The 15,296-nt window shown below is 68.3% G+C and carries 13 protein-coding genes; 6 read left to right on the top strand and 7 right to left on the bottom strand.

Features of this window, described 5'->3' with window-relative positions:
* The 6 genes from IPU70_RS13125 to IPU70_RS13100 all read left to right on the top strand — a co-directional run.
* The coding region (locus IPU70_RS13125) for a multidrug effflux MFS transporter (protein WP_371818932.1) at nucleotides 1-1,198 on the top strand (1,198 nt) is incomplete at its 5' end.
* Between the two features lie 104 nt (nucleotides 1,199-1,302).
* Nucleotides 1,303-3,519 (top strand): TonB-dependent siderophore receptor, encoded by a 2,217-nt coding sequence (locus tag IPU70_RS13120; RefSeq protein ID WP_207467825.1) that lies wholly within the window; start codon nucleotides 1,303-1,305, stop codon nucleotides 3,517-3,519.
* Nucleotides 3,520-3,539: 20 nt separating this feature from the next.
* Nucleotides 3,540-4,610, top strand: a complete 1,071-nt coding sequence (locus IPU70_RS13115) for an ABC transporter substrate-binding protein (protein ID WP_207467823.1) — start codon at nucleotides 3,540-3,542, stop codon at nucleotides 4,608-4,610.
* Nucleotides 4,603-5,592, top strand: coding sequence for an iron ABC transporter permease (locus tag IPU70_RS13110; RefSeq protein WP_207467821.1), 990 nt, complete (start codon nucleotides 4,603-4,605; stop codon nucleotides 5,590-5,592). The genes IPU70_RS13115 and IPU70_RS13110 overlap by 8 nt, the downstream gene beginning before the upstream one ends.
* Nucleotides 5,589-6,623 carry an iron chelate uptake ABC transporter family permease subunit gene (locus tag IPU70_RS13105; protein WP_207467819.1) on the top strand — a complete coding sequence of 345 codons (1,035 nt, stop codon included), beginning with the start codon at nucleotides 5,589-5,591 and terminating at the stop codon, nucleotides 6,621-6,623. The genes IPU70_RS13110 and IPU70_RS13105 overlap by 4 nt, the downstream gene beginning before the upstream one ends.
* Complete coding sequence (locus IPU70_RS13100) at nucleotides 6,602-7,450, top strand: ABC transporter ATP-binding protein (protein ID WP_207467817.1); 849 nt, start codon at nucleotides 6,602-6,604, stop codon at nucleotides 7,448-7,450. The genes IPU70_RS13105 and IPU70_RS13100 overlap by 22 nt, the downstream gene beginning before the upstream one ends.
* Before the next feature lie 47 nt (nucleotides 7,451-7,497).
* Here the strand turns inward: IPU70_RS13100 and IPU70_RS13095 are convergent, their stop codons facing one another.
* The 7 genes from IPU70_RS13095 to IPU70_RS13065 all read right to left on the bottom strand — a co-directional run bounded on the left by IPU70_RS13095 (nucleotide 7,498) and on the right by IPU70_RS13065 (nucleotide 15,288).
* Entirely contained in the window at nucleotides 7,498-8,250 is a 753-nt protein-coding gene (locus IPU70_RS13095) for an amino acid ABC transporter ATP-binding protein (RefSeq protein ID WP_207467846.1), read from the bottom strand.
* A 22-nt stretch (nucleotides 8,251-8,272) separates the two neighbouring features.
* The gene (locus IPU70_RS13090; protein ID WP_013393691.1) at nucleotides 8,273-8,926 is read right to left on the bottom strand and encodes an amino acid ABC transporter permease; all 654 of its coding nucleotides are present in this window, start codon (nucleotides 8,924-8,926) and stop codon (nucleotides 8,273-8,275) included.
* Nucleotides 8,927-9,071: 145 nt separating this feature from the next.
* Complete coding sequence (locus IPU70_RS13085) at nucleotides 9,072-9,863, bottom strand: amino acid ABC transporter substrate-binding protein (protein WP_207467815.1); 792 nt, start codon at nucleotides 9,861-9,863, stop codon at nucleotides 9,072-9,074.
* A 163-nt stretch (nucleotides 9,864-10,026) separates the two neighbouring features.
* The gene (locus IPU70_RS13080) at nucleotides 10,027-10,977 is read right to left on the bottom strand and encodes a tripartite tricarboxylate transporter substrate binding protein (RefSeq protein WP_242702463.1); all 951 of its coding nucleotides are present in this window, start codon (nucleotides 10,975-10,977) and stop codon (nucleotides 10,027-10,029) included.
* 144 nt (nucleotides 10,978-11,121) lie between these two features.
* Entirely contained in the window at nucleotides 11,122-12,717 is a 1,596-nt protein-coding gene (locus IPU70_RS13075) for a sulfatase-like hydrolase/transferase (protein ID WP_207467811.1), read from the bottom strand.
* On the bottom strand, nucleotides 12,714-14,399 hold the full coding sequence (locus tag IPU70_RS13070) for a bifunctional 3-(3-hydroxy-phenyl)propionate/3-hydroxycinnamic acid hydroxylase (protein WP_207467809.1): 1,686 nt from the start codon (nucleotides 14,397-14,399) through the stop codon (nucleotides 12,714-12,716). The genes IPU70_RS13075 and IPU70_RS13070 overlap by 4 nt, the downstream gene beginning before the upstream one ends.
* A 46-nt stretch (nucleotides 14,400-14,445) precedes the next feature.
* The gene (locus IPU70_RS13065) at nucleotides 14,446-15,288 is read right to left on the bottom strand and encodes an alpha/beta fold hydrolase (RefSeq protein WP_207467808.1); all 843 of its coding nucleotides are present in this window, start codon (nucleotides 15,286-15,288) and stop codon (nucleotides 14,446-14,448) included.
* Between the last annotated feature and the right edge of the window lie 8 nt (nucleotides 15,289-15,296).

The following is a 15,296-nucleotide window of genomic DNA, read 5'->3' as shown; positions in this document are numbered from 1 at the left end:
CTTTCCCATGATGGTGCTGATGCTGGGCCTGCTGGCCTGCGTCGCCCCGGCCACGGTCGATGCTTATCTGCCCGCCTTCGCCGCGCTGGAGCGGGAGTTCGGCGTGCCGCAGGAAACAGTGCAGCTGACCCTGGGCGTTTACATGTTCTGCTACGCGGCGATGCTGTTGCTGCATGGCACGCTGTCCGACTCGCTGGGCCGGCGCCGCGTCATCCTGGCGGCGCTGGTCTGCTATATCGGCGGCAGCGCGCTGGCCGTCGCCGCGCCGAGCTTCGATTGGCTATTGGCGGCGCGGGCGCTGCAAGGCCTCTCCGCCGGCGCCGGCATCGTGGTGGGCCAGGCCATCGTGCGCGACTGCTACGAAGGACCGGCGGCGCAGCGCGTGATGTCCTATCTGATCCTGGTGTTCAATCTGTCGCCGGCGTTGGCGCCCATAATCGGCGGCCAGTTGGCGGCGCAGCTGGGCTGGCGTGCCGTCTTCCTGATGCTCGCCGCGCTGGCCGCGACGGCCTGGGCGTTGTGCGCCTGGAAGCTTCCCGAGACGTTACCCGTCAGCCGGCGCAGGCCGCTGTCCTGGCGCTCACTGGCTTCCGGCTACGGCATGGTCCTTGCGGACCGGCGGTTCGCTGCACTCGCTATCGCTTTCAGCCTGATCTTCGCGGCCCAGGGTTTCCTCATCGGCGCCGCGCCGGACTTCATCGCCAACGTCCTGGGCCTGCCCGAAACGGATTTCGCGTATCTGTTCGTGCCGCTCGTGATCGGCGCCATGGCGGGCGCGCTGTTCGCGGCGCGCAAGGCCGGGCGCTGGAGCGACCACCGCATCACCTGGCTCGCTTACGCGCTGATGGGCGGCAGTTGCCTCGCGAGCGTCATATACGCCGCGGGCGCCGGACGGCCCGCCCTGCCCTGGGCGGTGATCCTGCCCGGCCTTTATACCTGCGGCCTGGCCATGTGCGTCCCCGGCATGACCCTGCACATTCTCGCCCGTGCGCCAGGACTGTCCGGCACCGCCGCCTCGATGCTCGGCTTCACCCAGATGCTGGCTTTCTCGGTAGCCAGCGGCTGGGGCGTACCCATGATCTATGGCCAGCCCCTGGCCCTGGCGCTTGCGATGTTGGCCTGCGTCGCCGCAAGCGCGGCAGGCTGGGCCTGGCTGCAACGGCAGTCCACGCCTTTGGCGAACGCCCGATCGGGTTGATCCGGCGGCGTTCAGCATACGCATCGCATCCTCCGGCATACGTTCAAGTCTCCAGCAAAAACAATAATTCTCATTACCAAATCTTTCAGCTGGAGCTTGTGTTCATGTCCCCCGCACTGTCCCCGCCCCCCGCGCTTACGCGCCGGGCGCATCTGATTACCCTGGCCGTCCGGACGGCCTTGCTGTGCTCTGCCTTGCCCTATCACGCAGCCAGTGCGCAATCCAGCTCGTCATCGGGCGCCGACAATCCCGCCGAACTCCCCGCCGTCACGGTCAGGGGCACAGGCATCGCCGGCACCACCGAAGGCACCCATGCCTACAACACTGAGGCCATGAGCACTGCAACCGGCCTGACGCTATCGCCGCGGGAGACGCCGCAATCGGTCAGCGTAGTGACGCGCCAGCAAATCGAAGACCAGGGTTTGCAGGATACCGGTTCCATCCTGGCCAGCGCTCCCGGCATCTCCGTCACGCGCAGCGACAGCAACCGCCTGTCGTTCTCCGCGCGCGGCTTCGCGATCGACAATTTCCAGTTCGACGGCCTGAATGCGCCCATCCTCAGCCAATGGAACTACGGTTCCACCGACATGGACGCCGCCATCTACGACCGCGTCGAAATCGTACGCGGCGCCACCGGCCTGATGACCGGCTCGGGCAATCCCTCCGCCGCGGTGAACTTCATCCGCAAGAAGCCGCTGCGCGAATTCGCGTTGTCCGGGAGCGCCAGCGCCGGCAGTTGGGACTACGTGCGCGGCGACGCCGACCTGTCCGTACCGCTGACGGAGAACGGACGCATCCGCTCGCGCTTCGTCGCCGCCTACAGCCAGGGCGACAGCTACGTGACGTTCCTGGATTCACGCAAGCGCACGCTCTACGGCGTCATCAGCGCCGACCTCACTCCCGATACGCTGCTCACCGTCGGCCTGGAGTATCAGCGCAACCAGAGCAATGGCTTCGGCAGCGGGTTTCCCCTGTTCTATTCGGACGGCTCGCGCACCGACTTCAACCGGTCCGTGGCGAACAACACGCGCTGGGCGCGCATCGATACCGAATCGACCACCACCTTCGTGGACCTGAGCCACCGCTTCGCCAACGACTGGAAGGTGCGCGCCGCCTATAGCCACAATGACGGCGAATACCGCATGAAGCAGCTCTATCGCGGCGGCTATCCGGACCGTGCCAGCGGCACGGGCATGAGCAGCAACTTCAACAACTACGATGGCGATCGCTCGCGCGACGACATCAACCTGACGCTGTCGGGTCCGTTCCAGTTGTTCGGCCGCAAGCACGAACTGGCCCTGGGCTGGATGAGCGTGGACGACCACAGCGACATCGGCCAATACCTCATGACGGGCGCCAAGCCCGCCATCGGCAGCTTCTTCGACTGGCGCCAGGACCATATCGCCGAACCGACATGGTCCAGCCGCAAGACGCCCGCCGACGACATGCGCGTCAAACAGACCGGGACCTACGCCGTGGGCCGGTTCTCGCTGGCCGATCCGCTGCACCTGATCGTGGGCGGACGCTGGAGCAACTGGGAGACGAACCAGACCTACTTCGGCAGCAAGCGCGAGTACAAGATCAACGACCAGTTCACGCCCTACGCGGGCCTGATCTACGACATCGACAAGACCTACACCGCCTACGCCAGCTACACCGAGATCTTCCAGCCGCAGAATGCGCGCACGCCCAGCGGCGCCATCTTGCCGCCCATCGACGGCAAGAGCTACGAGATCGGCCTGAAGGCGTCTTACCTGGACGGCCTGCTGGACGCGGCCGTGTCGCTGTACCAGACCCGCCAGAACAACCTGGCGCAGGCCATTCCCGGCGAGTCGGTCATAGGCTTGCCGGGCACGCAGGCCTATCGCGCGGCATCCGGCGCCAAGGTCGAAGGCTTCGAGCTGGAAACCACCGGGCAGATCATGCCCAACTGGAACATCGCGGCCAGCTACACGCACTTCACCGCCAAGGACGCCGACGGCAAGCCCATCAACACCAGCCATCCGCGCAGCCTGTTCAAGCTCTATACCACCTACCGCTTGCCTGGCGACCTGAACCGGCTGACGGTGGGCGGCGGCATGGACTGGCAAAGCCGCATGTACCAGACCGCCCCCAGCCCGCGCGGCAACGTGGACGTGGAGCAAGGCAGCTACATGCTGGTGAACCTGATGGCGCGCTACGAGTTCAGCAAGCAAGTCTCGGCCACCCTCAACGTGAACAACCTGTTCGACAAGAAGTATTACGACCAGATCGGCTTTTTCAGCCAGGGCTGGTGGGGCGCGCCCCGCAACGTGATGCTGACGCTCAGGGCTCAATATTGATCGGGGGATCTGCCGGCACGATGCGTCTTGGCTTCTCAAGTTTCAAGCGTGTGATCCTGCGGGCTGGCGCCGCCTGCCTGGCCTCGCTCGCCCTGGCGGCCTGCGATCGCGCTGCCGATGCGCCGGACGTTCCAGCGCCACAGGCGGTCCGGGCCGATGGCTTTCCCGTCACGATAGACAGCGCTCTGGGTCGGGCCGTCATCGCGGCTCCGCCCAAACGCGTGGTCACGCTGGGCCTGGGCGCCGACGATCTGGCGCTGTCGTTGGGGGTGGTCCCGGTCGGGGTGGGCCGGGCCGACTGGGGCGGCGACGCCGACCACTATTGGCCCTGGGTACGTGCCGCGATCGAGGCCCGCGGCGCGCCGCTGCCGCAGACCATCGCCATGTTTCCGGAGCTGGACGTCGAAGCCATCGTCGCGCTGCGGCCGGACCTGGTGCTGGCACCTTTTTCCGGCGTCAGCGCCGAGGCCTATGCGCAACTGTCGCGGCTGGTGCCGGTGGTGGCCTATCCGGAACAGCCATTCCTGACCCCGGTGGATACGCAGATCGACCTGGTCGCCGCCGCGCTGGGCCAGCGCGAACAGGCCGCGGCGCTCAAGGCGCAGATCCGCGGCGCACTGGCGCAGGCCACGCGCGACCACCCCGTGCTGGCCGGCAAGACCTTCGCCTATGTGCGCGCCGACCTGGGTTCGGGCAATTTCGCGGCCTATGTGGCGGGAGATCCGCGCGTGGACACGATTGCCGCCATGGGCCTGAAACTGGCGCCGTCCATGCAAGGCCTGCACGCCAGCGCCGGCCATTTCGCCCATTATCTGGGTTTCGAGCATGCCGACGCACTGGGCGACGCCGACGTGTTGGTGTCCTGGTTCTATACCCCCCAGGAGCGCGACCGGACCGCGACGCTGCCCCTGTTCGCCTCCATCCCCGCCGTGAAGCGCGGCGCCTACGTGGCGCTGAGCGACCCGGCGTTGATCATGGCCTCGTCCTCGGGGACGCCGCTGGCCGTGGACTGGATGCTGGGCAGGCTGGCGCCGGCGTTGGCTGCCGCTGCCAAGCGCGCCGAAGCCGGCCCCGGAGCGCGAAATGAATAAGTCCGCCCGTGCCGCCGGCCTGGGCGCCGCCTGTCTGTTGCTCGCCGCCGCCACCCTGGGCAGCCTCTGGCTCGGTTCACGTAATCTGTCGCCCGCCTCGGTCTGGCAAGCCCTGTTCCAAGCCGATGACAGTTACGCCGCGCTGGTGGTTGCGTCGCGCGTGCCGCGCACCTTGCTGGCCTTGCTGACCGGCGCGGCGCTGGCTGTGGCTGGCGCGCTGATCCAGGCCCTGACCCGCAATCCGCTGGCGGAACCCGGCCTGCTGGGCATCAACGCCGGCGCCGCTGCCTCCATCGTGACCACCGCCCTCGTGCTCGGCGGCCTGCCTGCCCATCCGTTCTGGGCGGCCCTGCCTGGCGCGCTGGCCGCGGCCGTGGCCGTCTATCTGATCGGCGCCGGCGGCCGGGGCCTGCAGCCGGTGCGTCTGATCCTGGCCGGCGCGGCGGTCAACGCGGTGCTGTTTGCCTACGTGCAGGCTGTGGCCCTGCTGCGCGAGGACATTTTCGACGCCTATCGATTCTGGGCCGTCGGCTCGCTGGCGGGCCGCTCCCTGGCCGAAGCGGCCCGGGCCGCTCCCTATATCGGCGGCGGCCTGCTGCTGGCGCTTGCGCTGGCCCGGCCCTTGAACGTCCTGGCGCTGGGACAGGCGCTGGCCCAGGCGCTCGGGGTGCGCGCCGGGCTGTACCGCGCGCTGGGCCTGCTCGGCGTCGCTGTCCTGGCCGCCGCCGCCACCGCGGCCGTGGGCCCTATCGCCTTCGTCGGCCTGGCGGTTCCGCATATCGCCCGCCGTATCGGCGGTCCCGACCTGCGCTGGCAACTCGCCTACTGCCTGCTGCTGGGTCCCCTTCTGATGCTTGCGGCCGACATCCTGGCGCGCCTGCTGCGGGCGCCGGCAGAACTGTTGACCGGCGTGGTGGCCGCGTTCCTCGGCGCGCCGTTCCTGCTGGCGGCGTTGCGCCGCCAGCCCGGGAGCCCTCCATGAGCGGCCGGCGGCGTATGCTGCGCGTCAGCGCATGGCTGTCGCTCCCTTACACGCCACGCGCGCTGGCCTACGCCTTGCTGCTGGCCGCGCTGGCCCTTGCCTCGATTGCGGGCGCCCTGTTGACCGGAGAGCAAGGACCAGGCTGGTCCGGTCTTGGACGGATCCTGGCGGGCGGCGGTACTGCAATCGAGCACTGGCTGATCTACACGGTCAGACTGCCGCGCGCCCTGTCCGCGCTGGGCGCCGGCGCCGCGCTGGCCCTGTCGGGCGCGCTGTTCCAGAGCATTACCCGCAACCCGCTGGGCAGCCCCGACATCATCGGCCTCACCGCGGGCGCCTCGGCGGGCGCGGTGGCGGTGACAATGGTCTGGCCGGGAGCGATGCCGCTGGCGTGGGGCGCCGCAGGCGGGGCGCTGCTGGCGACGGCGGGGGTCTGGTTTGGATCCGGCGCGGGTTTCTCCGCGCCCCAACGCATGGTGGTCGCGGGCATCGCGGTGGCCGCCATCGCCTTCGCCTTCGTGCAGTACGGTCTCTCCAATCTGCGCCGCGAACAGGCGCATCTGGCCGCGACCTGGCTCAACGGCAATCTGGCCGGCAAGACCTGGAACGATGTTGCGCTGATCGCCACGGCCTGCGCGCTGCTGCTGCCCTTGGCGCTCGGCCTGAGCGCGCGCCTGCGGCTGCTGGAAATGGGCGACGACGTCGCGCACGCCTTGGGCGTCGCCCCCGGGTCCAACCGCCTGGCGGCGACGCTGCTGGCCGTGCTGGCCGCGGCCGCCGCCGTCAGCGTCGCCGGCCCCATCGCCTTCATTGCGCTTGCGGCCCCGCAGATTGCGCGGCGCTGCGTGCCTGCCGACGGCCCGCAACCCCTGCTGGCCGCATTGACCGGCGCCGTGCTGCTGGCAGGCGCCGATCTGCTGTCGCGTTCGGCTGGCGCCAACGGCTTGCCGGTAGGCGTGCTTACCGCAGGCATCGGCGGCCTCTATCTCGCATTTCTGCTCATGCTCGAATGGCGCAAGGTCTCAACGTGACTGCCACAACGCCCACACCCGTCCTCCAACTCCGCGACGTCAGCCTGTCCTACGGCGCCCGCCGCGTACTGGACAGTTTGACGCTGGACATCGCGCCGGCCTCGTTCACCGTAATCCTGGGCCCCAACGGCTGCGGCAAATCCACGCTCCTGCGCGTGTTGGGCGGCGCCCTGACTCCCGGCCAGGGCCGCGCCCTGCTCGACGGCGCCGACCTCGCCAGCCTGCGCCGAAAAGCGGTAGCACGCCGCCTGGCCTACCTGCCGCAGCACCCGATTGCGCCCGAGATGATCACCGTCCGCGACCTTGTCGCCCGCGGCCGCTATCCGCATCAGTCCGTGTTGCGGCAATGGTCAGCAGCGGACGCCAGCGCCGTCGACGCGGCCCTGGCGGCCACGGATCTGGACGGGATCGCCGATGAAGCCGTGCACACGCTCTCCGGCGGCCAACGCCAGCGCGCCTGGCTGGCGCTGGTGCTGGCCCAGGAAGCCGGCATCATGCTGCTCGACGAACCCACCACTTTCCTCGACATCCGCCACCAACTTGACCTGCTGGAGCTATGCGCCCGGTTGCACCGCGCCGGACGCACCTTGGTGGTGGTGCTGCACGACCTCAACCTGGCCTTGCGCTACGCTGAAAGGATCGTGATGATGCGCGATGGGCGGATCGCGGCGCACGGCGATGTCCGTCCGGTCGTGACCGAGGACATGATGCGCCATGTCTTCGATCTGGATTGCCGCGTCATGCCCGACCCCGAAACCGGCAGCCCCATGGTCGTGCCCCGGCGCTTTCGGCAGCCGCTGACGGGGAGTGAAACCTTCGAAAAATGAAGAAAGCCCGCCATAGCGGGCTTTCTTCATGCGACGGCGGCGCATCCTCAGAGCATATGCGCCAGGAATTCGCGGCTGCGCGCTTCGCGCGGCGCGCGGAAGAAGTCGGCCGAAGGCGCTTCCTCGACGATGCGGCCCTCGTCCATGAAGATGACCCGGTGCGCGACCTCGCGCGCAAAGCCCATTTCATGGGTCACGACCAGCATGGTCATGCGTTCGTCGGCCAGCTGCTTCATGGTGCGCAGGACTTCGCCAGTCAATTCCGGATCCAGCGCCGAGGTGGGTTCATCGAACAGCATGATGTCCGGCTCCATGGCCAGCGCCCGGGCGATCGCCACGCGCTGCTTCTGGCCGCCGGACAGGCGCGTCGGATAGTTGTCGCGCTTGTTCAGCAGGCCGACCTTGCGCAGCAGTTCTTCCGCCTTGGGAATGATCTGGGCGCGCGTCATGCCCTTGACGGTGATGGGCGCCTCGATGATGTTCTGCAGCACGGTCATGTGCGGGAACAGGTTGAACGACTGGAACACCATGCCCATCTTGCGGCAGATGCGGCGCACGTCGGCGTCGCTGGCGTACTGGCTGCGCCCGCCGGGCACGGCACGGGCCATGGCTTCGCCTTCGACCTCGATGCTGCCCTCGTCTATGGTTTCCAGGTGGTTCAGGCAGCGCAGGAAGGTGCTCTTGCCCGAGCCCGACGGCCCGATCACCGCGACGACCTCGCCCTGGCCCAGGCTCAGCGAAACCCGGTCCAGCACGCGGTTGGGGCCGAACGACTTGATGATCTCGCGGGCCTCGATCATGACGGGACGCGCGGACGGAGAATTACTGGTCATATTTGGCATAGCGCTTTTCCATGTGCTGGAAGAACCACGTCAGGATCAGCGTCATGATGAGATAGAAGGCGGCGGCGACCAGGAACGGCGTGGTCGTGAAATCGCGCTGCACGATGCCGCGCGCGGTGCGCAGGATGTCGTTGAGCGCCAGCACGTAGATGAGCGAGGTGTCCTTGACCAGGGTGATGGTCTCGTTGCTCATGGGCGGCAGCACCCGCTGCACCATCTGCGGCAGCACGATGCGGCGCAGGGTCTGCAGATAGGTCATGCCCAGGACCTTGCTGCCCTCGTACTGGCCGCGGTCCACCGACTGGATGCCGGCGCGGAAGATCTCGGCGAAGTAAGCCGCGTAGTTCAGCGCGAAGGCCACCACGGCGGCCGGGAAATCCGGCAGCCGGATGCCGATCACGGGCACGAACGGCAGCGCGAAGTAGATGAACAGCATCTGCAGCATCAGCGGCGTGCCGCGCATGAGCCAGATATAGCCATTGACCAGGTTGCTGGCCAGCCGCCATTTCGAGATCCGCACCAGCGCCAGCACCAGCCCCAGGGGGACGGCCAGCGCCAGCGTGATGAAAAACAGCGTCAAGGTGACTTTCGCGCCTTGCGCCAATGGCCCCAATAGGGAGAGTACGTAGTCCATGCAGTGGGTTCGCGCCGTCAGCGTCCGTGGACGCCAAGGTTGGATCGATTCATGAGCAAGCCCGCCTGGCGCACCGGCGCCGCGGCGGGCTATGGAACTTGGGTCTGGACGTCCGGGCGCGATGGCCGCGGGCGCCGCTGGCCCCTTACTTGATGATGTTGGCGCCGAACCACTGGGTGGCGATGCGGCCGGCGGTGCCGTCCTGCTTCATCGAATCCAGGGTCTTGTCCAGCTTGCCCAGCAGTTCGGTGTCGTCCTTGCGCACGCCCACGCCGTAGTCTTCGGTGCCGAAGTTCTCGTCCAGCACGCGGTATTCGCCGGCGCGCTTGCTGATCAGGTAGCGGCCCACCACTTCGTCCACCACGATGGCGTCCAGGCGGCCGGCGGCCAGGTCCATCAGCGCGGTGACGTTGTCGCCGAACTTCTTGACTTCCTTGATCTGGGCGGCGACCGGGTCCTTGGCGATGGCGTCGGTGGCGCTGCTGCCGTCCTGGGCGCCCACGACCTTGCCGGCCAGGTCAGTCTTGAGCTTCACGGGGGACGCATTGCCCACGATGATGATCTGGTGGTTGGCCATGTAGGGGGCGGTGAAGCTGATGTTCTTCTTGCGCTCTTCGGTAATGGTCAGGCCGTTCCACAGCACGTCGACGCGCTTGCCGTTGAGTTCGGCTTCCTTGGCGCTCCAGTCGATGGGCTTGAACTCCACTTCCAGGCCCAGGCGCTTGCTGGCTTCCTTGGCCATGTCGATGTCGAAACCGACGATCTGGTTGTTCGAGTCGCGGAAACCCATGGGCGGGAAGTTGTCATCCAGGCCAACCACGACCTTCTTGGCGGCGGCAGGCGCCTGCGCGCCGGCGGCGGGCGCATTGTCGCTGGGGCCGCAAGCGGTCAGCAGCGCGGTGGCGGAAGCGAGGAGTACAGCTGTCAATTTTTTCATCGTTATGGATGCGCCGGGCGCAAGAATGAAGAATGCCGGAATGGCCAGTCAAAAAGCCGCGAGCCGGTATTTTATCCTCTTGCGGGGGCGCGAGCCGTCCCCCCCTGGCAGATACCACAGGAAAGCGCGGGTCGCCGCCGCCCGGCGACGCCCGGAGCCCGCGTCAATCCTGCTTGATGCCCGCGGCCTTGATCAGGGTTTCGTAGCGGCCGGCCTCCTCCTTCATGGCGGCCAGGGTGGCCTCGGGCGTTGAACCGCGCACCAGCAGGCCGCGCGCCTCATACGTCTGGCGGAAGGAAGGATCCGCCGTGACCGCCGTCACCGCCTCGTTGATCCGGGCCACTAGCGCGTCGGGGGTCTTACCCGGGGCCAACAGCGTGAAGACCGTGGACGGAATGCTGCCGGCCTTGCCGCCGGCCTCCTGCAGGGTCGGCACGTCGGGCAGCATAGCGGCGCGCTGGTTGGCGCCGGCCACCAGCAACCGGATTTTGCCGGCCTTGTACTGTTCCGACACCGCCAGGCCGCCGGCCATGACGCTGTCCACGTCGCCGGCCATGGTCGCGGTCATCGCCGGCGCCACGCCCTTGAACGGCACATAGGTGAACTGCACCCCTTCGGCGCTGGCCAGCATGGCCATGCCCAGGTGGTTCACGTGGCCCTGGCCGCCGGTGCCGACATTGATGCGCTGCGGATTGGCGCGGGCGTAGTCGATGAATTCCTTGTAGGTCTTGGCCGGAAAGGCGTTGCTGACCGCGACGTACAACTGCACCTGGCCCAGGTCGGTGACGGGTTTGAAGTCTTCCTGCCAACGGTACGGCACCTTGGCGTACAGGAAGGGATTGGTCTCCAGCGCCAGCCGGTCCACCATCAGCAGGGTGTTGCCGTCGCCCGCCGCCTTGGCCACGTAGTCGCTGCCGATGATGGCGTTGGCGCCGGGCCGGTTCTCCACCACCACGGTCTTGCCGCTTTCCTTGAAGAGGCGGTTACCCAGGTCGCGCGCCAGCACGTCGGGCTCGGTGCCGGGCGGATACGGGACCACGATCTTCACGGTGTCCGACGGCCAGGCCTGGGCCGCGGCCTGCGCGGCCGGCAGCAGCGCGAGCGCCGCCCACAATACAGGTTGAAAACAACAACGGTACGGCGATCCCATGGTACTTCCCCTTGTATGCGTCGTTCCGGTCGAAGCCGGCGACTGAATTGCCGCCCAGGGCCAGAACGGCCCTGGACGGCTGGAAACCCAGATCAGGACCGGCGCGCTTCACCAGCGGCCGATCAGAATGCCCATCATCCGTTCGTGCGCATGCGTGCGCTCGCGCACCTCCTCGTCGGTTTCACTGGCGCGGCGCTTCAGGCCCTGGTGCCAGTCCAGCAGCGCCGAGCGCATCCGGGCCGCGACCGGCGCCATGCCTGGATCGGCGCCCAGATCGTGCAGTTCACCGGGATCGTCGCGCAGGTCGAACAACTGGCTGCGATAGCCTTGCCAGTGCAGGTACTTGTAGCGCTCGTCGCGCAGCATGAGCCCAGTGCATTCCCGCTCGCCGCGCCCCAGAAACAATCGGGCCTCGCGGTAGGCGTAGTCCAGGCTGCCGACCACATACTCGCGCGCGGGCGGCGCCGAACCGGACTCCCCGCGAATCCCGGGCAGCAGCGACCGGCCCTCGACGCGGTGCGCCTGGGGTGGCAGGTCGAGCGCGTCCAGCACCGTGGGAACGATATCTATGCATTCGACGAAGGCGTCGCTGCGGGTGCCGCGGGTCGCGTCCGCCGCGGCCGCCGGGTCATAGACCAGGCAAGGCACGCGCATGGCGCTGTCGTAGAAGTATTCCTTTTCGCCCAGCCAATGGTCGCCCAGGTGGTCGCCGTGGTCCGAGGTGAAGAGGATCAGCGTGTCCTGCAGCCGGCCGCTGCGCTCCAGGAAGTCCAGCACCCGGCCGATCTGGTCGTCGATCTGCTTGACCAGCCCCATGTAGACCGGCCGGATGCTGCGCCAGACCTCGTCGCGGGCGAAGGACTCCGACTCCTCCAGCCGCTGGTAGGCGCCGTGCACCGGATGCGGGCGTTCCCGTTCCGCCTGCGAGCGCACGGGCGGCGCGCAGTCATCCGCGCCGAACAGGGCGTGGTAAGGCGCCGGCGCCTTGTAAGGCCAGTGCGGTTTGATGTAGGACAGATGCAGCGCCCAGGGCTGGTCGCCCTGCTCCCGCATGAAACCCAGGGCGCGGTCCGTAAGGTAAGCCGTCTCGGAATCGGCCGCGTCCACCCGGGCCGGCAGCGGCGCGTTGCGCATCAGCCAGCCGCTGGCGAGGCTGCCATCGGCCGCCTGGCTGCCCACCACATAGTCTTCCCAGGGCCGCTCGCTGTCGTAGCCGCGTTCGCGCAGATAGCGGCGGTACGGGCTGTCCTTGGCCAGTTCGAAATGGCCGTCGTAGCGTTCGATCGGCACGAATCCGCCCTGCAGGAAGCGTTGCTCGTCTTCGGCGGCGTAGCCCTTGGCGCGCAATCCGGCGCGGTCCGGCACGAAGTGCGTCTTGCCCAGCAGGTGCAGCGGCAGCCCGGCCTGGGCCAGGTGTTCGCCCAGGCACCATTCGTCCACCGGATGCGGCACGCGGTTCCAGGTGACGCGGTGCGACAGCGGATAGCGGCCGGTGTAATACGACGCGCGCGACGGGCCGCAGACCGCGGACGTCACGTAGGCGCGGTCGTACTGCACGCCCATGCGCGCCAGCCGGTCGATATTGGGCGTGCGCAAGGCGCCGGCGCCGCCGTAACAGGACAGGTGATCCGCGCGCAGCTGGTCGCACATGATGAACAGGACGTTGCGGACCTTGGGGTTCGCGACCGGGGCGGACGCGTTCATGGCTGCGCTCCGTTCAGGATGGCCCCGGGCACGTGTGCGGCGTTGTCCGCCGGCTGGGCGGCTGCCTGGGTTGCCCCAGGCACGAAGCGGACGGCAAAGCGGCCCAGGGCGTCGGCCGCGTCCTCGCTGCGGCCCAGCGCCGCCACGTAGCGGTCGGGACGCACCAGCACCCAGTCGGCGCGCGTGCGCTGGAACCAGAAGTGCAGCGCGTTCTCCGTGTCCTGCAACACCGGCAAGGCCCCGGCCTGCAGCGCTTCGGGATCGCAACCGCTGCGCGCGCGCTGCGCCGCCACGTAGCGGCAGCCCAGCTTGTCCAGCTGCGCCCGCAGGGCCGGCGGCAGCCCGGCGCGCGGATCGCGGCGCCAGCCTATCAGGGCGAAGCCCGCGCCCAGCGCCTCGTCCAGGCGCAGCGTGGCGCCGTCCTCGCATTCCACCAGCGGCTGGATGAACATGCGGCCGATGCACTCGCGCTGCGCGCGGTCCGCGCTATCGCCCACCACGCCGCGGCTGTAGCGCGGCATGGGCTTGAACTTCATTTGCAGCACATAGTCCCGGATCTTCGGAATATTCCGGATCGACAGGAAGAACGTGTCGCGCAACGCCGCCAGCACGGGGTTGGTCTGCGACAGCATGGCGCCGAACATGTCGGCCAGCGAGATCATGGCGCGCGCGTGGCTGTGGCGTTCGTCGTGGTAGCTCTGCAAGGCGGCCGGGTCCAGGCGGCCTTGCACGATCCAGGCCACCTTCCAGGCCAGGTTGAAGGCGTCGCGCAGGCCGGCGTTCAGGCCCTGCCCGATCCAGGGCGGGGTCAGGTGCGCGGCGTCGCCCGCCAGGCAAACGCGGCCCGAGACGAAGCTGCGCGCCACGCGGGAATTGTGGGTATAGACGCGGGCGCGGATGACATTGAGCTTGCTGGGGTCGGCCACGTGGTGGCGCAGCAGTTCCTGCACTTTTTCCGGCTGCAGCATTTGTTCGCCGTCCTCGCCGGGGAACAGCATGAACTCCCAGCGCCGCAGGCCGTAAGGCAGGCGCAGGCAGACATAGGGGCGGCGCGGCTCGCAATGCAGCGCGGTGTAAGGCGCGTCCAGCGGATCCTGGTCGCATTCGATGACCACCCACTTGCGCGGATGGGTGTTGCCGTCGAACGGCAGTTGCAAGAGGCGTTCGCGCACCGTGCTGCGCCCGCCGTCGGCGGCCAGCAGGTACTGCGCGCGGATCTCGCGCTCGGCGCCGTCGGCCTGGCGCACCCGCACCGTGACGCCGCGCTCGTCCTGCTGCAGCGACAGCAGCTCGCTGCCCAGTTCCAGCGTCACATGCGGAAAGCGCTGCAGCCCGGCGCGCAGGGTGCGTTCGCCCAAGGGCTGCGAAAACAGGTTGCGGCGATACCAGCCGTACTCGCGCGTGGCCGGCAGGATCTCGGCGAAACAGCGCTTGGTGCGCGTGTACATGCGCATGGGTACGTTCTGGATCATGTCGCGCAGCATCTCGTCGGCCAGGCCCGCGCTCTGGAAAGTGCGCATGGCCTCGTCGTCCAGGCCCACCGCGCGCGGATAGTCCAGCACGTCCTGGTTACGCTCCAGCACCAGCGTTTCCACGCCATAGCTGCCCAGCAGGTTGGCCAGCGTCACGCCGACCGGCCCGGCGCCCACCACCAGCACCGGCACTTCTACGATATGCGCCATATTGGCTCTCCCTTGGATTCTTGTTGTTGGCCTTGCGGGCGGCGGGTCAGGCGCGCCGCAGGAACCCGCCCACGGCCTGATTGAAGACCTCGGGCTGGTCGTCGTGGATGTAATGGCCGGCGCCGGCGATCTCGATCCACTCCACGTTCGGGTTGCGCGCCGCCATATCGCAGGCGGTCTGGGCTTGCAGGTAGTCCGAGCGCCCGCCGCGCACCACCAGCGTCGGACACGCCAGCGCCGCCACTTGCGGCCACAGGTCCACCACGCGCGCCGGATCGGGGTCCAGCCGGGTGGCGGCGATGCCGGCATGGTCGTGCCGCCAGGTCCAGCCCCCCGAGCCGTCCTCCTTCAGCATGTGCCGCAGCCGTTCCTCGCGGGCGGCCTCGGTCACGCTGGGCCGCAAGGCGCGCAGGTACTCGCGGGCCGCGCCGATGTCGGGAAAGGACGCGGGCGTCTCGCGCAGTTCGCGCTGGATGCGCGCCGCGCCCGCGCTGCCTTCAAATGCAGCGGGTCCGGCGTCCTCGACGATCAGGCGCCGCACGCGCCGCGGATGGCGGGCAGCGAAGACAATGGCGGCGATGCCGCCCATCGAGTGGCCCAGCAGGTCGAAACTGTCCAAACCCAGGGCGTCGGCCACGCCCGCCAAGTCGTCCACGTAGGCGTCGGTGTAGTAGTTGCGCCCCGGATCCCAGCTGCTGGCGCCGCGGCCGCGCTGGTCATAGGCCAGCACGCGGAAGTCCGGCTGCAAGGCCTGCGCGATGCCGGCAAAGGTCTCGGCGTAGCCGCGGATGCCATGCAGCATGAATAGCGGGCGCCCGTCCTGCGGGCCCCACTCGGTCAGATGCAGGGTCATGCCGTTGACGGCGATGTCGGTGTCGCGACGTTGCATGTCGGGTT

The sequence above is a fragment of the Achromobacter sp. SD115 genome, from assembly GCF_017355315.1.
In the GTDB taxonomy this organism is placed as follows: Bacteria; Pseudomonadota; Gammaproteobacteria; order Burkholderiales; family Burkholderiaceae_B; genus Achromobacter; species Achromobacter xylosoxidans_B.
The sequence above is the reverse complement of the archived record's forward strand: the minus strand, read 5'-3'. Positions and strand labels throughout refer to the sequence as shown.